10 protein-coding genes are annotated in these 24,284 nt (G+C 63.6%); 6 read left to right on the forward strand and 4 right to left on the reverse strand.

Features of this window, described 5'->3' with window-relative positions; all coding sequences use genetic code 11:
* Positions 1-183: 183 nt before the first annotated feature.
* Positions 184-2,031, reverse strand: a complete 1,848-nt coding sequence (recQ, locus tag U0034_RS08115) for a DNA helicase RecQ (RefSeq protein ID WP_085228326.1) — start codon at positions 2,029-2,031, stop codon at positions 184-186.
* A 455-nt stretch (positions 2,032-2,486) separates the two neighbouring features.
* Here recQ and U0034_RS08120 point away from each other — a divergent pair, with 455 nt between their 5' ends.
* The 6 genes from U0034_RS08120 to U0034_RS08145 all read left to right on the forward strand — a co-directional run bounded on the left by U0034_RS08120 (position 2,487) and on the right by U0034_RS08145 (position 11,113).
* Positions 2,487-4,052 carry a methyl-accepting chemotaxis protein gene (locus tag U0034_RS08120; protein ID WP_085228327.1) on the forward strand — a complete coding sequence of 522 codons (1,566 nt, stop codon included), beginning with the start codon at positions 2,487-2,489 and terminating at the stop codon, positions 4,050-4,052.
* Positions 4,053-4,330: 278 nt separating this feature from the next.
* Positions 4,331-5,851 carry an aldehyde dehydrogenase family protein gene (locus U0034_RS08125; protein WP_085228359.1) on the forward strand — a complete coding sequence of 507 codons (1,521 nt, stop codon included), beginning with the start codon at positions 4,331-4,333 and terminating at the stop codon, positions 5,849-5,851.
* 107 nt (positions 5,852-5,958) lie between these two features.
* Entirely contained in the window at positions 5,959-7,086 is a 1,128-nt protein-coding gene (locus U0034_RS08130) for an NAD(P) transhydrogenase subunit alpha (protein ID WP_085228328.1), read from the forward strand.
* A 24-nt stretch (positions 7,087-7,110) separates the two neighbouring features.
* Positions 7,111-7,419: an NAD(P) transhydrogenase subunit alpha gene (locus U0034_RS08135; RefSeq protein ID WP_085228329.1), complete on the forward strand. Its 309-nt coding sequence runs from the start codon at positions 7,111-7,113 to the stop codon at positions 7,417-7,419.
* 9 nt (positions 7,420-7,428) lie between these two features.
* Positions 7,429-8,895 carry an NAD(P)(+) transhydrogenase (Re/Si-specific) subunit beta gene (locus U0034_RS08140; protein WP_085228330.1) on the forward strand — a complete coding sequence of 489 codons (1,467 nt, stop codon included), beginning with the start codon at positions 7,429-7,431 and terminating at the stop codon, positions 8,893-8,895.
* Positions 8,896-9,292: 397 nt separating this feature from the next.
* Positions 9,293-11,113 (forward strand): M4 family metallopeptidase, encoded by a 1,821-nt coding sequence (locus U0034_RS08145; RefSeq protein WP_085228331.1) that lies wholly within the window; start codon positions 9,293-9,295, stop codon positions 11,111-11,113.
* 131 nt (positions 11,114-11,244) lie between these two features.
* Here the strand turns inward: U0034_RS08145 and U0034_RS08150 are convergent, their stop codons facing one another.
* From U0034_RS08150 to rpoB, 3 genes are all read right to left on the reverse strand, one after another.
* Positions 11,245-14,604, reverse strand: coding sequence for a hypothetical protein (locus tag U0034_RS08150; protein WP_139831168.1), 3,360 nt, complete (start codon positions 14,602-14,604; stop codon positions 11,245-11,247).
* A 940-nt stretch (positions 14,605-15,544) separates the two neighbouring features.
* The gene (gene rpoC, locus U0034_RS08155; protein WP_085228333.1) at positions 15,545-19,810 is read right to left on the reverse strand and encodes a DNA-directed RNA polymerase subunit beta'; all 4,266 of its coding nucleotides are present in this window, start codon (positions 19,808-19,810) and stop codon (positions 15,545-15,547) included.
* A 21-nt stretch (positions 19,811-19,831) separates the two neighbouring features.
* Positions 19,832-23,938 carry a DNA-directed RNA polymerase subunit beta gene (gene rpoB, locus U0034_RS08160; RefSeq protein WP_085228334.1) on the reverse strand — a complete coding sequence of 1,369 codons (4,107 nt, stop codon included), beginning with the start codon at positions 23,936-23,938 and terminating at the stop codon, positions 19,832-19,834.
* Positions 23,939-24,284: the final 346 nt, after the last annotated feature.

Genomic DNA, 24,284 nt, shown 5'->3' on the forward strand with positions numbered 1-24,284 from the left:
GTGCCACGAACAGGAACCCGGCATGATATGGCGAAAAGGTCAAGCGCGTCAATAGCTTGCGCGGCCTCGCCCCGCATCCGCCGGCAGAGGCGCCGCGCGCGCGGCCGGGACGGCCATGGCGCCCGCCAAGGCGTACCGATGCCCGCCCGCAGGCGCCGCCCCCGGGCAACAATCAGGGCACCATCAATTCGCCCCGACGACGTCCAGTAGTTCGTCAGCGAAACGTTCGAGCTTGCGCGCGCCGATGCCCGGAATGTGCCGCAGGTCGTCGACGGTATCGGGCGCATTGCGCGCGATCTCGGCGAGCGTCGCATCATGGAAGATCAGATAGGCCGGCACGCCGTCGCGTTTGGCCGTGTCGGTGCGCCAGGCGCGCAGCCGCTCCCAGCAGGCACGCTCGCGCGGCCCCATGCCTGCCGCCGGATCGGCGCGCTGCGCGCTGCGTCCCGAGCCCTGCCGCGTACGCTGCGGCTTCACGTAGCGCCTGAGCGTCACCTTTTGCTCGCCCTTGAGCACGGGCTTGCTCGCCTCGGTCAACACGAGCGCACCGAAGCCGTCGTGATCGACTGCCAGGTAGCCGAATGCGACGAGCTGGCGAAAAACCGCGCGCCACTCGGCATCCGAGAGTTCCGCGCCGATGCCGAACGTGCTCAGCGCCTCGTGCCCGCGCTGCAGGACTTTTTCGGTGCGGTTTGCGCGCAGAATGTCGATCAGATGGCCTGCGCCGAAGTTGAAGCCGCTTGCGCGCTGGGCGCGAAAGACGCATGACAGCGCCATCTGCGCCTCGCGCGTCGCATCCCACGATGCAGGCGGCTCCAGGCAGGTGTCGCAATTGCCGCACGGCTCGCTCGCCTCGCCGAAGTAGGCGAGAAGCCGCACGCGGCGGCACGAGGCCGTCTCGCACAGGCCGAGCAGCGCATCGAGCTTGCCGGACTGAACGCGCTTGTGGGCATCGTCCGCATCCGATTCGTCGATCATCTTGCGCTGCTGCACGACGTCGCCGAGCCCATAAGCCATCCAGGCATTAGCCGGCAGGCCGTCGCGTCCCGCACGCCCCGTCTCCTGGTAATAACCTTCGACGCTCTTCGGCAAATCGAGGTGAGCGACGAAACGCACGTCGGGCTTGTCGATGCCCATGCCGAAGGCGATCGTCGCGCACATCACGATGCCCTCCTCGCGCTGGAACATCTCCTGATGGCGCTGGCGCACCTCGAACTCCATCCCCGCGTGGTAAGGCAACGCGCGCAGGCCCTGCGCCTTGAGCCACTCGGCCGTCTCTTCGACCTTGCGGCGCGACAGGCAGTACACCACGCCCGCATCGCTCGTGCCGTCCGCGTTCATATGCTCCGCACGGATGAACTCGAGCAGTTGCGAGCGCGCATTGTCCTTCTCGACGATGCGGTAGCGGATGTTCGGCCGGTCGAAGCTCGAGACGAAGATCCGGGCGTCATCGAGCGCCAGTCGGTGCACGATCTCGTCGCGCGTGATCGCGTCTGCCGTGGCCGTGAGCGCGATGCGCGGCACCGCCGGGAAGCGCTCGTGCAGCACCGACAGCTGGATGTACTCGGGGCGGAAGTCGTGCCCCCACTGCGACACGCAGTGCGCCTCGTCGATCGCGAAAAGGCCGATGCGCGCACGTTCGAGCAAATCGAGAAAACGCGGCGTCATCAGGCGCTCGGGCGCGACGTAGAGCAAATCGAGCTCGCCCGCCCGCAGCGCCCGCTCGATCGAGGCGGCCTCGGCTCCCGAGAGCGTCGAGTTCAGATACGCCGCGCGTACGCCGAGTTCGGTCAGCGCCGCGACCTGATCCTGCATCAGCGCGATCAGCGGCGAGACGACGATGCCCGCGCCAAGCCCGGCTTCGTTGCGCACTAGCGACGGGATCTGATAGCAAAGCGACTTGCCACCGCCCGTCGGCATGAGCACGAGACAGTCGCCGCCGCCTGCGACATGCTCGACGATATCGCGCTGGTGCCCACGGAAAGCGGGGTAACCGAAGACTTCATTGAGGATTTCCAGAGGGCGCGACATGGAGGCGATGGGCAGGACGGCTGGCAGCGAATGGCCGCCATTCTAGCAATTGCCGCGCGCCTGCCGCCGTGGCCTCGTCCGTCATGGCCGATCGGCGGAGCTTGAAGCCGGTTCACGGCGCCCGCCGGCGTGTGCCCGCCACCCGGAGGGCCCAGCGCAACGAACGTGACGAAAGGAATACCCGATGTAGTCGCCAGGCGCATGGCGCGGCGGCCGCATCGGGACTAACCCTGCAAATCGCCGCGCACGGCACCGGCCGGCCTCAAGACTATAAAGATGGATGCCGATGACACGTTCAGGCGGCGCGAAGCAGCGCGTCGCTCTCGACTCCGATTTCCGCCCGAATGCGTGCGAGGTGCGAAGCCGGTCCGCCGGCCGCGCCTCGTCGCTTCGGAAACTTTCACCCCCCATCGACGCGCGGCGAGCGCGTGGCCACGACGAACGGTCCACTTGATATGAAATGGTTTAACCAGTTGAGCCTCGGGCAACGACTCTTTTGCGCATTCTCGATCTGCGCGCTGCTGACGATCGTCGTCGGTGCCGTCGGCGCGACGCGCATGCGCGAGCTGGCCGCGATGCAAACGGCGATGTACGAAACCGAAGTCGTGCCGATCCGCCAGATCGGCACCGCGTCGTGGCAAGCGGCGGCGCACTACCGGCGCCTTTACGACTACGTGGTCAAGACCGACCCCAAAGGCCGCGAAGAGACGCTCGCGTTCAACAGCAAGGGCGAAGCGGCGGTGACGGCCGCGATCGACTACGAGCGCGCCCATCCGCTCAACGACAGGCAAAAGCAGCTCGTGGCCGATTTCGATTCGATCTGGCCGGAGTATCTCGCGTCGGTCCGGAAGGTCGAGGAGGCCGCGAAGCAAGGCGATCAGGCGGCCGCGCTCGCCGAAATGCAAAGCCGCACCGACGGATTGCACGTAAAGATCCGCAAGACCCTCATCGCCTTCTCCGACGTGCGCAACGATGGCGCACAGGAGAAAGCACTGGCCGGCGTCGACCTCGTCTCGAACGTGACCTGGTGGATCGTCGCGTGCTCTGCGGTCGGCGTCATCGTTTCGCTCGGCTTCGGGTGGGCCGTCACGCGCTCGATCACGCGGGAAGTCGGCGGCGAGCCCGCGGTCGTCGCCCGCGCGGTCGGCGACATCGCCGCGGGCAATCTCGATACGGACGTCTCGACTACCGCCGGCCGACGCGCCGCCGGCATTCTTGCGGCCACCGCGCAGATGCGCGACGCGCTTCGCCTCGCCGTTCGCTCCATCCGCGGCGGCGCCGAATCGGTCACGCAGGCATCGAACGCGATCTCGGCAACGAACCGCGACCTGTCCGAGCGTACCGAGCGTCAGGCGGCCTCGCTGCAGCAGACGGCGGCCACGATGGAGGAACTCACGCAAACAGTGCGGCAAAACGCCGACAACGCGGGGCAAGCGAAATCGCTCGCGGTCGACGCAGCCGATGTTGCCGCAACCGCGGACGAGACCGTGGCGACGATGCTCGCGACGATGCGCAGCATCAACGACAGCTCGTCGAAGATCTCCGATATCACGGCGCTCATCGAAGGTATCGCGTTCCAGACGAACATCCTCGCCCTCAACGCGGCCGTCGAAGCCGCGCGCGCGGGCGAACAAGGCCGCGGCTTCGCCGTGGTGGCCGGCGAGGTGCGCAGCCTCGCGCAGCGCGCATCGGCCGCGGCCAAGGAAATCAAGGATCTCATCGAATCGTCGGCCGCGATCGTGCATGACGGCACGGCGCAGGCCGGGCGCGTCGGCGAAACGGTGAGCCAGGTAAAGGACGCCATCGAGCGCGTATCGGGCATCGTCGGCGAAATCGCCGCCGCGTCCGACGAGCAAAGCCGCGGCATCGAGGAGGTTAATCAGGTGATCGGCGAGATGGACCGCGTGACGCAGGAAAACGCGGCGCTCGTGCAGCGCGCGGCCTCGGCTGCGGAATTGCTCGAGCAACAGGCCACCGAGCTCAAACAGGCGGTATCGGTGTTCAAGATGGCCGCCGCGTAAATAGACATCGGCCGCCGCCATCGGTGCGGCACAGCGTTGAAAGGGCAGCTGCGGGCTGCCCTTTTTCATGCACGCGCAAGGTGCATCGTCGGTCGCACAAAGGACAACGAAAGGACAACGTGACGCACCCGCCCCGAATGTTGATCCAGGTTAAAACGCCCCCCGCGCGTTCGGCGCATCGTGGCCTCCTGCAGGACGAACGGTTCCCCGACGGTTCGCACGAGCCGCCGGGCCCCGCTTTCACCCCGGCTGCACGTGCCGCCCTCAAGGAGAACCCGATGCTCGACAAAACCCAGCCCTCCCGACTCGACGCGGAAATTCTGCGCGCCCGTTACGACAACTTCATCGGCGGCGCGTGGCGAGCACCGGCCGCGGGGCGCTATTTCACCGACAAGAGCCCGATCGACGGCAGCACACTTTGCGAGATCGCGCGCTCCGATGCCGAAGACGTCGAACGCGCACTCGATGCCGCCCACGCCGCACGCGAAAAATGGGCACGCACGTCGCCCGCCGAGCGCGCGCGGATCCTGAACAAGATCGCCGATCGCATGGACGAACATCGCGAACTGCTCGCTCGCGTCGAAACGCGCGACAACGGCAAGCCGATCCGCGAAACGCTCAATGCGGACGTGCCGCTGGCCGCCGATCACTTCCGCTACTTCGCCAGTTGCATTCGCGCCGAAGAAGGCTCGATCGGCGAGATCGACTACAACACGGTCGCCTATCACTTCCGCGAGCCGCTAGGCGTGGTAGCGCAGATCATCCCGTGGAACTTCCCGCTGCTGATGGCCGCCTGGAAGCTCGCGCCCGCGCTCGCCGCCGGCAATTGCGTCATCATGAAGCCGGCCTCCGATACACCGATGAGCCTCGCGGTGCTGATGGATCTCGTCGGCGACCTCCTGCCCGCCGGCGTGCTCAACATCGTTTTCGGGCACGGCTCGGAAGTCGGCACGCCGCTCGCGAGCAGCCCGCGCATTGCCAAGGTGGCGTTTACCGGCGAAACGACGACGGGCCGGCAAATCATGCGCTATGCGGCCGAAACGATCATTCCACAAACGATGGAGCTCGGCGGCAAATCGCCCAATATCTTCTTCGCCGACGTGATGGATGACGATGACGGCTTCCTCGACAAGGCGCTCGAAGGCTTTGCGCTCTTCGCGTTCAACAAGGGCGAAGTCTGCACCTGCCCTTCGAGGGCGCTCGTGCAGGAGTCGATCTTCGACCGGTTCATGGAGAAAGCCGTGGAACGTGTGGCGCGGATCAAGGTAGGCGATCCGCTCGATCCGTCAACGCAAATGGGCGCGCAATGCTCGCACGGCCAGCTCGAAAAAATCCTCGAGTACATCGACATCGGCAAGCAGGAAGGCGCGAAGTGCATGACCGGCGGCGCACGCGCCGAACTCGACGGCCCGCTGAAGAACGGCTACTACGTCAAGCCGACCGTGTTCGTCGGGCACAACAAGATGCGCATCTTCCAGGAAGAGATCTTCGGACCCGTGCTCTCGGTCACACCGTTCAAGAACATCGAAGATGCGATCGCCATTGGCAACGATACGGTGTACGGGCTCGGGGCCGGCGTGTGGTCGCGCAACGTCAACAACACCTACCGCGTGGGCCGCGAAATTCAGGCCGGGCGCGTATGGACCAACTGTTATCACATCTATCCCGCGCATGCGGCGTTCGGCGGCTACAAGCAATCGGGCTTCGGGCGCGAAACGCACAAGATGATTCTCGACCACTACCAGCAGACGAAGAACCTGCTCGTGAGCTACAGCACCGAGGCGCTCGGCCTCTTCTAAGCCCAGGTGCAGTTCCGCAATGCAACGGGAGGGCGACGCGCCAACGCGCCGTCCTCCCACGGCATGCGCCGGCGGGCCGCGCGCGGCGCCCTCGACAGGAGAATCGGATGGCCATCAAGGTTGCAGTGTTGAAGGAAACGCGGCCGCACGAGCGGCGCGTGGCAACGGTGCCGACGGTAGCCGCCGCGCTGGCGCGGCTCGGGTGCGACGTCTATCTGCAAGCCGGCGCGGGCGCGGGGGTGAAGCTGCCGGACCGCGTCTACACGAGTGCGACGATCGTGGCCGATGCGCGCACGCTCGTCGCCGGCGCCGACATCGTGCTCGCGGTGCAATTGCCGGCAAGAGACATCATCGAAGCGATGAGGCCCGGCACGATCCTCATTTCGTTTGTCTACGCGCAAAAGGAGGACGAGCTCGTCAAACTGCTGCGCGACCGGAACATCACCTGCTTCGCGATGGAACTCGTACCGCGCATCAGCCGCGCCCAGGCACTCGACGCCTTGTCGAGCCAGGCCGCGCTCGCCGGTTACTACGCCGTGCTCCTCGGCACGACGCACCTCGCGCGCGTGCTGCCGCGTATGACGACGGCAGCCGGCTCGCTGCGGCCGGCTACCGTGCTCGTCATGGGCCTCGGCGTGGCCGGGCTCCAGGCGATCGCGACGGCGCACCGGCTCGGCGCCGTGGTCGAAGGTTATGACGTGCGGCCCGAAACGCGCAACGAAGCCGCCTCGCTCGGTGCGAAATTCGTCGAGACGGGCGTCGACGCGCGCGGCGAAGGCGGTTATGCGCGCGAGCTGACCGACGACGAAAAGCGGCGCGTCGACGAAGCGCTGACCAGGCACATCCAGGCCGCCGACCTCATCGTGACCACGGCCTCCGTGCCGGGCCGCCCCTCGCCGAAGTTGATCGGCGAAGCACAGGTCAAAGGGATGAAACCGGGCGCCGTGATCGTCGATCTCGCAGCCGACGGCGGCGGCAACTGCGCGTGCACGCAGCCGGGCGAAATCGTCGATATCGGCGAGGTCACGATCGTCGCGCCGTTGAACGTGCCATCGCTGCTCGGCGAACACGCGAGCGAGCTCTATGCGAAGAATGTGCTCAACCTGCTCGAGCTGCTGATTCGCGACAAGGCGCTCGCACCCGACTGGAACGACGAAGTGATCGCGAAAATGCTGCTCACGCGCGGCAGCGAGATCACGAACGACGCCGCGCGCAAGCACGTGAGCGCGGCCTGAACGCCTCTCAAGCGGAGAACCATCATGGATGCACCCATCGCCATCACCGGCTTCGTCGCGCTCTACGTCTACATGCTCGCGGCCTTCACCGGATACGAAGTCATTTCGCGCGTGCCCGCCATCCTGCATACGCCGCTGATGTCCGGCTCGAACTTCGTGCACGGCATCGTCGTGGTGGGCGCGCTCTATGCGCTCCTGAACGCCAGTACCGTAACGGGGCAGGCCATCGGCTTCGTCGGCGTGCTGCTCGGTGCCGGCAATGTGGGCGGCGGCTATATCGTGACCGAGCGGATGCTGCAGATGTTCAAGCCGAGCGGCACCGCCAAGCGCTGAGGAGCCACCATGACCATCGACCTTCTCATCGGCGCCAGCGGGCTCGCCGCCACCGCACTGTTCGTCTACGGCATCAAGCGCATGTCGTCGCCGGCTACCGCGCACCTCGGCATGAAGATCGCCGGCGCCGGCATGCTCGTCGCCATACTCGCGAGCTTCCTCTACGTTTTCGGTGTCAACGAAGCCGCGCGCCCGCGTCTTGGCACGAACGTCGTGCTCGCTGCCGCGGCGCTTGCGATCGGTCTCGGCTGGGCATGGTGGAGCGGCAAACGTGTCGCCATCACGGCCATGCCGCAAATGGTCGCGCTCTACAACGGCATGGGCGGCGGGGCCGCCGGCGCCATCGCGGCCGCCGAACTCGCGCAACCGCACGGCGGCGGCGCCCTTTCGCTCGCCGTAACGATCGTGGGCGGCCTGATCGGGTCCGTCTCGCTCTCCGGCTCGCTCATCGCCTGGGCCAAGCTCGACGGGCGCCTGAACAAGCCGTGGCGCGTGAAAGGACAGCAATGGATCAACGGGGCCGTGCTGCTCTCGGCGCTCGGGCTCGGCGCCGCGCTCATCGCGAGGAGCGCGGCCGGTACGGCGGGGGGCGGCGACGCGCCCGCGATGACGGCCGCCATCGTTCTGTTCTTTGGCGCAGCACTCGCGTTCGGCGTCATGATGACGTTGCCGATCGGCGGCGCCGACATGCCCGTCGTCATCTCGCTTTACAACGCGTTCACCGGCCTCGCCGTCGGGCTCGAAGGCTTCGTCCTGCAAAACCCCGCGCTGATGGTGGCGGGCATGGTGGTGGGCTCGGCCGGTACGCTGCTTACGCTGCTGATGGCAAAAGCGATGAACCGTTCTGTCGCCAACGTGCTCTTCAGCAATTTCGGCGACGTGAGCCTCGAGGCATCGAGCGAAATCAAGGGGCGGCTCAAGCCGGTCGAGGCGAGCGACGCCGCACTGTCGATGCGCTATGCCGGCAAGGTCATCATCGCGCCCGGGTATGGACTCGCCGCCGCCCAGGCGCAACAGAAGCTCGCGGAGTTCGTAACGCTCCTGCAGGCGTCGGGCGTCGAGGTGAAGTTCGCGATCCATCCCGTCGCCGGCCGCATGCCGGGCCACATGGACGTGCTGCTCGCGGAAGCGGGCGTGCCCTACGACCTGCTCTTCGAGCTGAGCGAGATCAACGACGAGTTCAAGACGGCCGACGTCGCGCTTGTCATCGGCGCCAATGACGTGGTCAATCCTGCCGCGCGGAGCAACAAGACGTCGCCCATCTACGGCATGCCCATTCTCAACGTCGATCAGGCGCACCAGGTATATGTGATCAAACGCGGCGAAGGCCGTGGCTACGCGGGTGTCGAAAACGAACTGTTCTACGCCGACAACTGCAACATGATCTACGGCGATGCACGTGCCGTGCTCGCGAAAATGGCGCAGACGATCAAGGAGCTCGAGACGTCGGCGAGCCCGGCGGGCGCCGCGGCCTGACTAAAGCAAGCCCCGCGACGCGGCCCTGTGCAGGCGTAGCGGGCGCCATAACGATACGGGCCGCATAAGCCCACCCATGTCGCTTGCCGTGCCGGGTACCGCCTCGTTGCCAGGCACGGCAAGCGCGCCTGGCAACTGAATGAGGTTTTATGCCAAAAATAGAAATTTGACACAGACACAAATTAAAATCCCTTCTCAAAATTAAACCACGCCCTACACTTCCCTCCACGAAAAACACGCCACGTAACTGGCAGACATCGATTTCGCATAGCTCAAACAAACGCTTTATCTAAAACGAGCGCACTGAATTCAGGCGTGCGTTTTAAATGCTTTTGTTTCGAGACGTTACCCGATTGCTCATATCGATCGCCGGCCCGTCGGCCGGCCAGGAGGGGTCATGAAGTTTTCATTTCGCCAAGGGCAACACCGCTTGACCGCAACGCTGTTGGTAACGGCCATCTCAGCCACGTCGTTCGGCATGTCCCAAGCGGCCACCCGCATCGATGTCGAAAGGTCCGTTCCGGACGATGTCGCGATGGGAAAAAACCTGGACGCACCCACCGTGCTCGGCGTCAGTGCCGACGAACTCAAACCTGTAGACAAGCAAAAGCATGTCAATGGAACGGTGGTTACCCGGTATCAACAGTATTTCCAGGGCGTACCGGTATGGAATACGGCCGTTACCGAAAGAAAGGCTAAAGACCAGAAGAAAATGAGTATTTCGGGCGTATTGCTGCGCAATATCGCCAACGACCTACCCAGCGCCAAGCCGATCTTTTCGAAAGCGGATGTGCTCGCGCAGGCAAAAGCGCTCGCGAATGCCACGCTCACCGACAACGAGCAGGTCCAGCTCTACGTCCATCCCGATCGCAGCGAGGTGGCGCGGCTCGTCTATGTAGTCTCGTTCATCGACAAGAGCGCGCGTGCGCCGAGCCGCCCGCATTTCATGATCGACGGCAACAACGGCACGGTTCTGAAAAGGTGGGAGGGCATTGCCTACCGCGAAGCCACCGGCCCGGGAGGAAACGTCAAGACCGGTCGATACGAGTATGGCAAGGACTTCGGGCCGTTGATCGTCGATGACGACTGCCGGATGTCCACACCGAACGTCATCACGGTCGATCTGCAAAACGGCACGAGCGGCGATACGCCGTATCGCTTCGCATGTCCGCGCAACACCTATCGCGAGATCAACGGCGCCTATTCGCCGCTCAACGATGCTCACTATTTCGGTCACGTCGTTTTCAACATGTACAACGACTGGCTCAGCGTGCGACCGATCACGCAGACCTTGTACATGAAGGTTCATTACGGCACCGAATACGAAAACGCGTTTTGGGACGGTACTGCGATGAGCTTCGGCGATGGCGCATCGAGGTTTTATCCGCTCGTCTCGCTCGACGTGGCCGGGCACGAGATCAGCCACGGCTTCACCGAGCAGCACTCGAATCTCGTCTACAGCGGGATGTCCGGCGGCATCAACGAGGCATTCTCCGACATGGCCGGCGAGGCGTCGGAGTTCTACATGCGAGGTAAAAGCGACTTTCTCGTCGGCGCAACGATCTTCAAGGGCGACGGGGCACTGCGGTACATGGCCAATCCATCGAAGGACGGCCGCTCGATCGAGAATGCCAAGGACTACCGCAGCGATCTGGACGTCCACCGCACGAGCGGGGTATTCAACAAGGCCTTCTATATGATCGCGACCGCGCAGGGCTGGGACGTGCGCCGTGCGTTCGAAGTGATGGCCGATGCCAACCGTCTCTACTGGACATCCGAGGCCACGTTCGACCAGGCGGCATGCGGCGTCGAGAAAGCAGCGCAAGATCGCGGCTATCCGGTAGCCGACGTGACGGCGGCATTCGACGCGGTGGGGGTCAAGTGCAGCTCTGGCAGCACCGATACGCTCGTCAAGGGTCAGCCGGTGTCGGGCATCACGCTGGCGGAAGGCGAAAGCAAGACCTATCGGCTCGCCGTGCCGCCCAGCGCCAAGAACCTCAGCTTCAAGCTGTCCGGGGGCCGCGGCGACGGCGACCTCTACACCAGGTTCGGCGCCCCTGCCACCACCCGGTCCTACGACGCAAAATCCACTCGCTACGGCAACCGCGATGCGATCGCTATCGGCTCGCCACGCAACGGCATGCACTATCTGCTCGTGAGCGCCTACGATGCCGTGTCGAACGCGATACTCGTAGCCGATTACGACGACGGACGCTGACGGTTCATCGCGGGCTGCGCCAGCTCGAGCATCCGCCGCGTCGGTGGCGTCGGTGGCATCCGGCGCTCCACGCGGCGGCTCGATACACGTCGCCGCCGCGTATCGACCAGTCACGATCGTCCGGGCGCGCGCTACAGCATCTTCTTCGTCTCCAGGTTCACGAGTTTCCATTCATACTTGTCGAGCAGTTCGGAGAACTCGGGGAGTCCGAACCGCTGAACGCCGAATGCGCCGGGCTCGTGCTGCTCCAGTGCACTCGCGTTGCCTTCCGTCGTACCCGGTTTATGCCTGAACGGCTCAAGCGTTCCCTGAGGATCGTCGCTGGCCGCGTCGAATATCTCGGCGATCATGCGCTTCGGAACGTTGATTTCGAGTCGAAAAGGCGAAGATTTGTTTGCGATCGGCAGCTTACTCTCGTCCGTGTAGAACCACTTGTGCTGCTCGAACGCACGCCCGCCCTGCTTGAGCGCCCGTTCCGCCTTGATTTGCCTGGCCTCGGCCTCCGACATCAAGCGCATGATCTTTCCCTCCGTCTTTTCCCCGGCTACAGTGCCGGTCACCACGGCGCCGACCGTCCGCTTGATTCGGGCCACCGCTTCCAGTTTCTTGTTGATCCTCGGGCCGACGTCGCTGAGTTTCTGGATGAACGCCTGCGCACACCGATTTGCCTCGGCGCTCGCCGTGGCTTTGTCGATGCTCCCCGCCACCAGTTTTTCCAGTACGCTTTTCACCTGGTTCAGCGAAGCGGACAAACTGTCGACGTCCTCGCCCAAGCCCAATTCCAATGTTTCGTTCCGCTCCTTGATTTCCGCTAGAACGTTCTTGAACGCCTGACCTATTTCGCGGCCCCATTGCGGCGCTTCGTAGTACTTCTCGACAACCGAATCGATATTGATGGTTTCTCCGCCTCCCTTGAGGCCGGGCGTCTCTTTTGCTACCCGCCAGTAGCCCTCGCGCGCGCGCGGATTGATTTTGTACTCCAACGACAAGGTCGCTATCCGGTGCGAGCCGTCGGGAGAAACCACGTTCCAGATTGGCCTTTGCGGCGTTGTTTTCGCGTGATCGGGCGCGACGCGATAGGTATTGCCCTCGAACTCGGCGTAATGGGCTGCGGTACCGGGGTCCCAGAGCATGCCCGATGCGCTCTTTTGCAACGTTGCCGGCCGGGTCTTGACCTCGTAACCATCGAGTTGCGCCACGAGCCGCGCGGCGTCCGGCGAGGTAACAGCCGATATGGGCTTGCGAGCATTCGAGCGCGATTGGCTCGCTTCGTTGGCGTCGACGAACTCGACTTTGAGCGCCCTCTCGTCGTGAGCGAACCCGAGGTCCTGCAGCGCGGTGAGGCTATGGTCGACGTGCACTCTCAGTGCCGGGGGAATCGCCTCGTGCGGAATCGCACGTCGCGTGACGCGCGCATCGTCCACGGCCGAATGGGCGACGACGTTGCGAAAGCCCCCGCGGCTTGTTTGTGTGTGTGTTCCGCCGCTGGTCAAAAAGTCGAGCCCGAGGCCCTCGATGCCGCCCACCACCTCGGCGGCGTCGTGATTGACCGCGCCATCGACGATGACGGCGACCGACCCGGCAAAAGGCACCATCGTGACCGCCGCCATCCCCGCACGCTTGTAGTCGCCTGTGCGCACGCCCTCCTCTGCGTTATAGAGGTTCGAGATCACCGGGACCGCGTTGATGATCTGTTCGAGGTTGCCGGTATCGACGCCTTCGGCAAAACCCAGGACGTTCGAAACGATGGGCGTGTTGTCGAGCCAGTGACCGAAGTTCCCTCCGGTCCGTGCGTCGTTCTCCCTCACGAAACGCATGGCGCACCCGTAGGTGTTCGCCATGATCTCGATCGGCGAGCAATGGTCGAAACCGCCCGGGTCCGCGGGTGTCGCCGTGGGCCCGGTATCGCTCGTCTTTGCTTCGTTCTGAAGCTTTTGATACTCCTTCGCGAGTTCCGCCGCCTTGGCCTGCACGGCCGTATCGGTCTGCGGGAGCCGATCGATGCGCAGCCGCAGGCGGGCCCATGCCATGAAGTAAGGGGCGCTGGACTGGTCTTGATCCTTGAACGCCGACTCGGCAGCGATCACGCGATCCGCAACCGGCGGCATCGATATTCGCGTACCGTTATCCGTGGCGACGAACCCGTCCGGACGCGGCCCCTTTTTGCGCTGATCGAGGAAGGTATCGAGCACGCTCTTGCCGGTTGCCCGCAACGGCACCGTGAGCTGCGCCCTGCTCAGCCCGCTCTCTTGCACCAGGCTATCGAGCGCCGCCGTGCGCTCGTCGAAGCGCGGAGGCCCGCCGTACTCGGTCAGGACGTCGTTGACAAAGCGGCTCAAGTCGGCGAGCCGTTCTTGCGGGGTATTACCGGAGAAGACAATGCCGGCTGCTTTGGCGAGGTTGAGCCCGAGAAGTATCCGCGGGTCGATCACGCTCCCGTGCGCGCCCTCCCAATCGTGCACCAATGCAACGAAAGCCCGACACAGCTCGGCATCGCTGAGGTATCGGTTCGGCGCCGGTTTGCCTCGCGCGAGCAGCGAGGCTTTAAGCACGCTGGCCATGGCGTTATTGACGCTGCCGAACGTGTATTGGCTGTCCAGCCCACGCTCGTCCAACCATTTCGTGACCAACGCGAGCCGCTCGGGCGCATTCAACTCCGCATACCCGGGCAAGCGCATGAGCGACGGCTCCTGCGCAAGATCCTCGACGCGTTTGCCGAGGACATTGACGAGCGCGTTGCCATCGAAATAGATGGCGCCTTGCTGCGTTTGTTCCGGTTGGAGGTGACGATCGAACATGGAGCGTCTGAGCGCTTCGCTCTTGAGCTCGGCGGCAAACGCCTGGAGCGCGGCATGCAAATTGAACGACATCTGCGTGGTCGAAGGCCTCGCATGGCGGCCGACGAGGTACAGCATGCCCGCCCGCTCGAGCATGGAGCCCATTTCGCGATTGACGATTTGCGAGATTTCGGGTGCAAGTGGCGGCTTTCGCTCAGAGCCGGGGTTGGCCAATCGCTCGACGATCGCCTCGGCAACGAGCGTACCTTTCGATTTATGCTCCGCGACCGCCACCGCCAGCAAGGCCTGTGTCGCCGTGCGAACGGTCTGGCGCACCCTGTGCAAGTCGTCCGGGCGCATACGCTCCGTCAGCCCCTTGAGGCGTTCTGCCCCATCAACTGGCTGATCTTGCCCTTCGCCGCCGATGAGGGTCAATAGCGCTTCGGTTGCCCGCAAAAGCAAGGGATGCGGCCCGACGCTCAAGGACAGACCACCAACGTCGCGCTTCGTGCGCAGCGACATCTCCGCGATATGTGTCTTGATCCTCGTGTCGTCGGTGGCGAGATGCGTGAACCCGGCGGGATCGGATGGGTCCTGCTTCGAATCGGTGGAGCGATGCTCCGCGTCTTCGTTGGCTTGTTCGCTCAACGAATGGGTTTCGCCCTCATTGACTTCGAGGTAATCAACTCTGGGGGACGGTTGGGAAATTCTCATGGCAGCAATCTTGAGTTAGTGCGTCGTTTTGACGACTGCGTACCATAATCGAGCGATAGCGTGGATGCTTTCGGGAATCGGTTCTTGCTTCCGATCTTCAGCCGAGAAGCAAGACAGAAGGGCTTTGGGGGGGCTGCGTTGAACCGATGCGATTACGCACGGGCTTCGGGCGGTGCGTGATCTCATCGGACCTGCCGAGCGCAATCGGCCAAGGGGGCAGCCAATAAGCCAGGCCCCTGCCACACCCCCTGACATGCGGGTCGGCACCGGGCCGTTCGAAAAGTTGTAGTCAGAGACAGGGCATGCCGAGGCAGTCGCCTACCTAGACTCTCCGCGGGTCGAGCACGGCGAGAACCCGTTCGAATTCCGCTCTTTGGGCTGCCCCATTTCCGATGCTTTCGGCAAGGCTTGTTCCATTCGAGCGAGACGCGGCAAACAGTGAGCTTTCGAGCTTTCTACAAAGGCTCAGACGATCGTCGTGCCCGAGCACCTCCGGAAGAAGCTCCAACAACTTGGAAAGGACGACCGCCCTTGCGGCCAGCGATACCGAGTCAGACACAAGCAAGCTGATCGAATACCCCGTTGAACCTGTGCGTCTTCTCATCTCTCTGACACCTTGCAACGCGCATCCAGAATTCTCCTATCGATGCCGTACGGCGGTTCCATCGAAAGAGCCCATTGCCTCACGGCTTCATAAAGATAATCTCCGATGCGAAGGCGGCTACTGATCGGAATCAAAAAGAGAGGTCGGAGGGGCCTGGCCTCGTGGCGCGTCCCTTCCTCTCGCTCGACAACGCGGGAGAACGACGGGGCGCGGCACGTTGGACAAAGAACGGCGATCTGCCTTACCAAGCAATGGTGATGAGGTGGGTGCAAAAAAAACGCGCCCCTTGCGGGGCGCGTTTTCCGGGGAGGTGTCGGCGGCTCACGCCGCCCGCACTTACTCGGTCGGGTGCTGCTGATGCGGCTCCTCGACAGGCGCGTCCGTGGCCGGCGACTCTCCCGCCGGCGTACCGAACTCGAATGCCTCTTCGGCCGCGATCTGATCGTAGCGCTCGCGATCGGACGCTTCCTTCGTCTTGCGGGCCTTGTGGAACGCGAGACCCGTACCGGCCGGAATCAGACGGCCGACGATCACGTTTTCCTTCAGGCCGCGCAGATCGTCGCGCTTGCCCATGATCGCCGCCTCGGTCAGCACGCGCGTCGTTTCCTGGAACGATGCCGCCGAGATGAACGAGTCGGTCGACAGCGACGCCTTCGTGATACCGAGCAGCACGTTTTCGTACGACGCCGGGCGCTTGTCGTCCGCGGTCATCCGATCGTTCTCGTCGAGCATGTCCGACCGCTCGACTTGTTCGCCCGGAATGAAACGCGTATCGCCGTTGTCGGTGATCTGCACACGGCGCAGCATCTGACGCACGATGACTTCGATGTGCTTGTCGTTGATCTTCACGCCCTGCAGACGATAGACGTCCTGCACTTCGTCGACGATGTAGCGCGACAGCGCCTCGATACCTTGCAAACGCAAGATGTCGTGCGGATCGGCCGGGCCGTCCACGATCATTTCGCCCTTGTTGACGACTTGACCATCGTGGACGAGCACCTGCTTTTCCTTCGCGATCAGGAACTCGTGCTGGTTGCCCTCGAGATCGGTGATGACGAGACGCTGCTTGCCCTTCGTGTCCTTACCGAACGACACGGTACCCGTGACTTCGGCGAGGATGCCCGCATCCTTCGGCGAGCGCGCTTCGAACAGTTCGGCCACACGCGGCAGACCACCGGTAATGTCACGCGTCTTTTGCGATTCCGTCGGAATCCGCGCGAGCACCTCACCGACTTGCACTTGCTGGCCATCCTTCACCGTGATCAGCGCGCCGACCTGGAAGCCGATCTGCACCGAATGCTCGGTGCCGGGGATCTTCACTTCCTCGCCGCTTGCGTCGAGCAGCTTCACCTGCGGGCGAACGCTCTTGGCCGCCTGCGAACCGCGGCGCTTCACGTCGATCACGACGAGCGTCGAAAGACCCGTCACGTCGTCGATCTGCTTGGCAACCGTGACGCCTTCCTCGACGTTCTCGAACTTCACCGTACCGCCGTACTCGGTGATGATCGGACGCGTGAGCGGATCCCACGTCGCGAGCTGCGTGCCCGCCTTGATCTGCGCACCGTCGAGCTGCAGCAGCGTCGCGCCGTACGGCACCTTGTGCCGCTCGCGCTCGCGGCCGTGATCGTCGGTGATCATCGCCTCGCCCGAACGCGAGATGACGATCTGCTCGCCCTTCGCATTCGTCACGTAACGCATCGTCGACGTGAAGCGCACCGTACCGTTGCTCTTCGCTTCGACCGACGAAGCCACCGCCGTACGCGATGCCGCGCCACCGATGTGGAACGTACGCATCGTGAGCTGCGTGCCCGGCTCGCCGATCGACTGCGCGGCGATCACACCGACTGCCTCGCCGACATTCACGAGCGAACCACGGCCGAGGTCGCGGCCGTAGCACGAGGCGCACAGGCCATAGCGCGTTTCGCAGGTAAGCGGCGTACGCACGCGCACTTCGTCGATCCCGAGGCGCTCGATCTCTTCGACCGCCACTTCGTCGAGCAGCGTGCCCGATTCGTACAGCGTTTCCTGCGTCTCGGGGTTGACGACGTCCGCCACCGCCACGCGGCCGAGAATCCGGTCGCGCAGCGCTTCGACGACTTCACCGCCTTCGACGAGCGCCTTCATCGCCACGCCGTTCGACGTGCCGCAATCGTCTTCGGTCACAACGAGATCCTGCGTCACGTCGACGAGACGACGCGTCAGGTAGCCCGAGTTTGCCGTCTTCAATGCCGTATCGGCCAGACCCTTACGCGCGCCGTGCGTCGAGATGAAGTACTGCAGCACGTTCAGGCCTTCGCGGAAGTTCGCCGTAATCGGCGTCTCGATGATCGAGCCATCCGGCTTGGCCATCAGGCCGCGCATACCGGCGAGCTGACGGATCTGCACCGCGGAGCCGCGCGCACCCGAGTCGGCCATCATGTAGATGGAGTTGAACGACTCCTGGCGCACTTCCTTGCCATCGCGATCGACGACGGGCTCCGTCGAGAGCTGCTCCATCATCGCCTTGCCGACCGCTTCCGACGTGGCCGACCAGATATCGACCACGTTGTTGTAGCGCTCTTGCGAGGTGACGAGACCCGACATGTACTGACGGTCGTACTCCTTCACCTTCTTCGCGGCGTCGCCGACGATCACTTCCTTCTGCGGCGGCACGAGCATGTCGTCGACGCAGATCGAGATGCCGGCGCGCGTGGCGAGGCGGAAGCCCGACTGCATGAGCTGATCGGCGAAGATGACCGTTTCGCGCAGCCCGCAACGGCGGAAGGCCGTATTGATGAGGCGCGAGATTTCCTTCTTCTTGAGCGGCTTGTTCAGCACCGAGAACGGCAGCCCCGGGGGCAGGATCTCGGACAGAATCGCGCGGCCGACCGTCGTCGCGTAAAGCGAGATCTTCGGCACGAACTTGGGCGCGCCCTCGGAGGTGTCCTCGTTGGCCACCATCTCGGTGATGCGCACGTTCACACGCGAAGCGAGCTCGACTTCCTTGTTCTCGTACGCGCGCAGTGCTTCCGACACGCCCGTAAACGACATGCCCTCGCCCTTGCCGTTGACGGCTTCGCGCGTGGCGTAGTAAAGACCGAGCACGATATCCTGCGACGGCACGATCGACGGATCGCCGTTAGCCGGGAAGAGCACGTTGTTCGAGGCGAGCATCAGCGTGCGCGCTTCCATCTGCGCTTCGAGCGACAGCGGCACGTGAACGGCCATCTGGTCGCCGTCGAAGTCGGCGTTGAACGCCGCGCAAACGAGCGGGTGCAGCTGAATCGCCTTGCCTTCGATCAGCACGGGCTCGAACGCCTGGATGCCGAGACGGTGCAGCGTCGGCGCACGGTTCAGCATGACCGGGTGCTCGCGGATCACCTCTTCGAGGATGTCCCACACCACCGGCGTCTGGTTCTCGACTTCCTTCTTCGCGGCCTTGATCGTCGTGGCCACGCCCATCACTTCCAGCTTGTGGAAAATGAACGGCTTGAAGAGTTCGAGCGCCATCAGCTTCGGCAGACCGCACTGGTGCAGCTTCAGCGTCGGGCCCACCACGATGACCGAACGGCCCGAGTAGTCGACGCGCTTGCCGAGCAGGTTCTGACGGAAGCGGCCGCCCTTGCCCTTGATCATGTCGGCGAGCGACTTGAGCGGGCGCTTGTTCGCACCGGTCATGGCCTTGCCGCGGCGGCCGTTGTCGAGCAGCGAGTCGACGGCTTCCTGCAGCATGCGCTTTTCGTTGCGCACGATGATCTCGGGCGCCTTGAGCTCGAGCAGACGCTTCAACCGGTTGTTACGGTTGATGACGCGGCGATAGAGGTCGTTCAGGTCGGAGGTCGCGAAGCGGCCGCCGTCGAGCGGCACGAGCGGACGCAGCTCGGGCGGCAGCACGGGCAGCACCTCGAGCACCATCCACTCGGGCTTGATGCCCGAGCGCTGGAACGCCTCGAGCACCTTCAGGCGCTTGGCGATCTTCTTGATCTTCGCTTCCGAGCCCGTGTTCTTGAGCTCGGTGCGCAGTTGCTCGACCTGCTCGTCGATGTTGATCGCGCGCAGGAGCTCGCGCACGCCTTCCGCGCCCATCTCGGCGCGGAATTCGTCACCGTACTCCTCGACCTTGTTGTAGTAATCCTCTTCGGTCATGATCTGCCGCGCCTTGAGCGGCGTCATGCCCGGTTCGATCACCACGTACGCTTCGAAGTACAGCACGCGCTCGATGTCGCGCAGCGTCATGTCGAGCACCATGCCCAAACGCGACGGCAGCGACTTCAGGAACCAGATGTGCGCGACGGGCGAGGCCAGTTCGATGTGGCCCATGCGCTCGCGGCGCACCTTGGCGAGCGTGACTTCCACGCCGCACTTCTCGCAGATCACGCCGCGGTGCTTCAAGCGCTTGTACTTGCCGCACAGGCACTCGTAGTCCTTGATCGGGCCGAAGATCTTCGCGCAGAAGAGGCCGTCCCGCTCGGGCTTGAACGTGCGGTAGTTGATCGTCTCGGGCTTCTTGACTTCGCCGAACGACCACGAACGGATCTTGTCGGGCGAAGCGAGACCGATCTTGATCGCGTCGAAAACTTCTTCTTGTTGGACTTGCTTGAATAGATCGAGCAGAGCTTTCATTGCCTTCTCTCCGTAGTCCGATTAGTTGCGGTCGAGGTCGATGTCGATGCCGAGCGAGCGGATTTCCTTCACCAGCACGTTGAAGGATTCCGGCATGCCCGCGTCGATCACGTGGTCGCCCTTCACGAGGTTCTCGTACACCTTCGTGCGGCCCGTCACGTCATCGGACTTCACCGTCAACATTTCCTGCAGCACATACGAAGCGCCATACGCCTCGAGCGCCCACACTTCCATTTCACCGAAGCGCTGACCACCGAATTGCGCCTTACCACCCAGCGGCTGCTGCGTGACGAGCGAGTACGGGCCCGTCGAACGCGCGTGCATCTTGTCGTCGACAAGGTGGTGCAGCTTCAGGTAGTGCATGTAGCCAACCGTGACCGTGCGCTCGAACGCCTCGCCCGTGCGCCCGTCGTACAGACGCACCTGGTTCTTCGACGGCGTCATGCCGAGCTGCTCCGCGATCTCGTCGGGGAACGCGAGGTCGAGCATCTTCGACATTTCCTCTTCCGTCGCCCCGTCGAACACCGGCGTCGCGAACGGCACGCCTTCACGCAGGTTCTTCGCGAGTTCGAGGATCTCGTCGTCGCCGAAGCCATCGAGCTCCTCGGCGTGGCCCGACTCGTTGTAGAGCTTCGTCAGGAATACACGCAGCTCTTCGATCTTGGCCTGACGCTGCAGCATTTCGCCGATACGCCAGCCGAGACCCTTCGCGGCCCAGCCCAGATGCACTTCGAGCACCTGACCCACGTTCATCCGCGACGGCACGCCGAGGGGGTTCAGCACCACGTCCGCGGGACGCCCGTCAGCCATGTACGGCATATCCTCGATCGGAACGATCTTCGAGACCACGCCCTTGTTACCGTGACGGCCGGCCATCTTGTCGCCAGGCTGCAGACGGCGCTTGACGGCGAGATAGACCTTGACCATCTTCAGCACGCCCGGCGGCAGTTCGTCGCCTTGCGTGAGCTTCTTGCGCTTCTCTTCGAAGGCGAGGTCGAACTGATGACGCTTTTGCTCGATCGAATCCTTGATGGCTTCGAGCTGAGCAGCAGCTTCCTCGTCCGCGAGGCGGATGTCGAACCAGTGATAGTGGTCGAGGTCCTCGAGGTAGGCCTGGTCGATCTTCGTGCCCTTCGCGAGCTTCTTCGGACCACCGTTGGCCACCTTGCCGACGAGCATGCGCGCGAGACGCTGGAACGCATCGCCTTCCACGATACGCAGCTGGTCGTTGAGGTCCAGGCGGTAGCGCTTCAGTTCATCGTCGATGATCTGCTGAGCACGCTTGTCGCGCTGGATGCCTTCGCGCGTGAACACCTGCACGTCGATGACCGTGCCGCTCATGCCCGAGGGCACGCGCAGCGACGTGTCCTTCACGTCCGAGGCCTTCTCGCCGAAAATCGCGCGCAGCAGCTTCTCTTCCGGCGTGAGCTGCGTTTCGCCCTTCGGCGTGACCTTGCCGACGAGCACGTCGCCGGCTTCCACTTCCGCGCCGATGTAGACGATGCCCGACTCGTCGAGGCGCGAGAGCTGCACTTCGGCGAGGTTCGAGATATCGCGCGTGATTTCCTCGGGTCCGAGCTTCGTGTCGCGAGCGACGACGTTGAGCTCTTCGATGTGGATCGACGTGTAGCGATCGTCGGCCACGACCTTCTCGGAGATCAGGATCGAATCCTCGAAGTTGTAGCCGTTCCACGGCATGAACGCGACGAGCATGTTCTGGCCGAGCGCGAGCTCGCCCAGATCGGTCGAGGCGCCATCGGCCAGCACGTCACCGCGCGCGACCTTGTCGCCGACCTTCACGATCGGACGCTGGTTGATGTTCGTGTTCTGGTTCGAGCGCGTGTACTTGATGAGGTTGTAGATATCCACACCGACATCGCCGGCCACGGCTTCGTCGTCGTTCACGCGAATGACGATACGGCCCGCGTCGACATAGTCGACCACGCCGCCGCGCAGTGCCTGCACGGTCGTGCCCGAGTCCACCGCGACGGTGCGCTCGATGCCCGTACCGACAACCGGCTTTTCCGGGCGCAGGCAAGGCACGGCCTGGCGCTGCATGTTCGAGCCCATCAATGCGCGGTTCGCGTCGTCGTGCTCGAGGAACGGAATCAGCGAGGCTGCGACCGAGACGATCTGCGACGGCGCCACGTCCATGTACTGGATACGGTCCGGCGTGACCATCAGCGTTTCGCCGGCTTCACGCGACGAAACCAGTTCGTCGGTGAGCGTGCCGTCGTCGGCCACCGCCGCGTTCGCCTGCGCGATCACGTAGCGACCTTCCTCGATCGCCGAGAGGTAATCGATCTGATCGGTGACCTTGCCGTCGACGACCTTGCGGTACGGCGTCTCGAGGAAGCCATACTCGTTCAGGTGCGCATAGAGGGCGAGCGAGTTGATAAGACCGATGTTCGGACCTTCCGGCGTTTCGATCGGGCACACGCGGCCGTAGTGCGTCGGGTGCACGTCGCGCACCTCGAAGCCGGCGCGTTCGCGCGTCAGACCGCCCGGGCCCAGGGCGGAGACACGGCGCTTGTGCGTGATCTCCGACAGCGGGTTCGTCTGGTCCATGAACTGCGAGAGCTGCGACGAGCCGAAAAATTCGCGAATCGCCGACGAAATCGGCTTCGAATTGATCAGGTCGTGCGGCATCAGGTTCTCGCTCTCGGCCTGACCGAGGCGCTCCTTGACCGCGCGCTCCACGCGCACGAGACCGGCGCGGAACTGGTTTTCCGCGAGTTCGCCAACGCAGCGCACGCGCCGGTTGCCGAGGTGGTCGATGTCGTCCACTTCGCCCTTGCCGTTGCGCAGCTCGACGAGGATCTTGATCGTCGCGAGGATGTCGTCGTCCTGCAGCGTCATCGGGCCCGTGATTTCGTCACGGCCGACGCGGCGGTTGAACTTCATGCGGCCGACCTTCGAGAGATCGTACGCGTCTTCGCTGTAGAAGAGACGATTGAAGAGCGCCTCGACGGCTTCTTCCGTCGGCGGCTCGCCCGGGCGCATCATGCGGTAGATCGCGATGCGCGCGGCGGTTTTGTCGGCGGTTTCGTCGATGCGCAGCGTCGACGAGATGTAGGGACCTTGGTCGAGATCGTTCGTGTAGAGCGTCTGGATGTCCTTGACCTTCGCCTCACGCAGCTTCTCGAGCGTGCTTTCCGTGATTTCGTCGTTCGCGTTGGCGATCACTTCGCCCGTCTCGGCGTCGACGACGTTCTTCGCGAGCACGCGACCAAGCAGATAGTCCTCGGGCACCGAGATGAACTTCGTCTTGGCGTTGTCGAGGTCGCGGATGTGCTTGGCGTTGATCCGCTTGTCCTTCTGGACGATGACGTTGCCGTCGCGATCGGTAATGTCGAACCGCGCGACTTCACCGCGCAGACGCTCGGGAACGAACTCCATCTGCGCGCCTTCGCCCATCAGGGTGAAGTTGTCGAAGACGAAGAAGTTGGCGAGGATCTGCTCGGGCGTGAGGCCGATCGCCTTCAGCAGGATCGTGACCGGCATCTTGCGGCGACGGTCCACACGGAAGTAGAGGACATCCTTCGGATCGAACTCGAAATCGAGCCACGAGCCGCGGTAGGGGATGATCCGCGCCGAGAAGAGCAGCTTGCCCGAGCTGTGCGTCTTGCCCTTGTCGTGCTCGAAGAACACGCCGGGCGAACGGTGCAGCTGCGAGACGATCACACGCTCGGTACCGTTGATGACGAACGAGCCCGTCGGCGTCATGAGCGGAATTTCGCCCATGTACACTTCCTGCTCCTTCACCTCCTTGACGACCGGCTTCGTCGGCGATTCCTTATCGAGGATAACGAGCCGCACTTTCGCGCGCAGGGCCGAGCAATAGGTGAGGCCACGCTGCTGGCATTCCTTGATGTTGAATGCCGGCGGCGACAGCGCGTAGCTCACGAACTCGAGGCGAGCGAAGCCGTTGTGCGAAACGATCGGAAAAACGGACGTGAACGCGGCCTGCAAACCTTCGGGTTTGCGCTGAGACGCGGACACCTCGGCTTGCAGAAACGTGCTGAATGATTCAAGCTGGGTGGCCAGCAGGAAAGGTACTTGGTGAACGATGGGGCGCTTCGCGAAACTCTTGCGAATACGCTTCTTCTCGGTGAAGGAATATTGCATACGATCTCCGAATCACGGCGGGCAGGTGGTCGAGGCAGGGGGCCAAGATCTGGAAAACCCGAGTGTTCACCGACTGAGACCCGATGGCCGTCCTGAGGCTTGAACGAGCCTAGAAGCTTGGTGGTTGGCCGCTACCAACCGCTGGCTGACGGCAGCAGATGCCTGTGTTGCCTGCTGCCCGACCAAACTTGCCTTCTGCAGTCGCTTCAGAAGACAAAGAAAAGTGCGCCTCGCCGTTGCTGAGGAGCCATTTCTTTGGCCTCTGTTCCAAGCTTTGATGGGACCGTATCCACTCGCCGCAGCGTAGCAAAACACGGGCCCCACAAAGCACAAAAAGGCCGGCGGT

This window comes from Trinickia caryophylli, from assembly GCF_034424545.1.
GTDB classification, from domain to species: Bacteria; Pseudomonadota; Gammaproteobacteria; order Burkholderiales; family Burkholderiaceae; genus Trinickia; species Trinickia caryophylli.

What these genes read in the sequence shown, in the direction of transcription:
- recQ (WP_085228326.1), bottom strand. Translation starts at nt 2,031, where the DNA reads ATGTCGCGCCCTCTGGAAATCCTCAATGAAGTCTTCGGTTACCCCGCT.
- U0034_RS08120 (WP_085228327.1), top strand. Translation starts at nt 2,487, where the DNA reads ATGAAATGGTTTAACCAGTTGAGCCTCGGGCAACGACTCTTTTGCGCA.
- U0034_RS08125 (WP_085228359.1), top strand. Translation starts at nt 4,331, where the DNA reads ATGCTCGACAAAACCCAGCCCTCCCGACTCGACGCGGAAATTCTGCGC.
- U0034_RS08130 (WP_085228328.1), top strand. Translation starts at nt 5,959, where the DNA reads ATGGCCATCAAGGTTGCAGTGTTGAAGGAAACGCGGCCGCACGAGCGG.
- U0034_RS08135 (WP_085228329.1), top strand. Translation starts at nt 7,111, where the DNA reads ATGGATGCACCCATCGCCATCACCGGCTTCGTCGCGCTCTACGTCTAC.
- U0034_RS08140 (WP_085228330.1), top strand. Translation starts at nt 7,429, where the DNA reads ATGACCATCGACCTTCTCATCGGCGCCAGCGGGCTCGCCGCCACCGCA.
- U0034_RS08145 (WP_085228331.1), top strand. Translation starts at nt 9,293, where the DNA reads ATGAAGTTTTCATTTCGCCAAGGGCAACACCGCTTGACCGCAACGCTG.
- U0034_RS08150 (WP_139831168.1), bottom strand. Translation starts at nt 14,604, where the DNA reads ATGAGAATTTCCCAACCGTCCCCCAGAGTTGATTACCTCGAAGTCAAT.
- rpoC (WP_085228333.1), bottom strand. Translation starts at nt 19,810, where the DNA reads ATGAAAGCTCTGCTCGATCTATTCAAGCAAGTCCAACAAGAAGAAGTT.
- rpoB (WP_085228334.1), bottom strand. Translation starts at nt 23,938, where the DNA reads ATGCAATATTCCTTCACCGAGAAGAAGCGTATTCGCAAGAGTTTCGCG.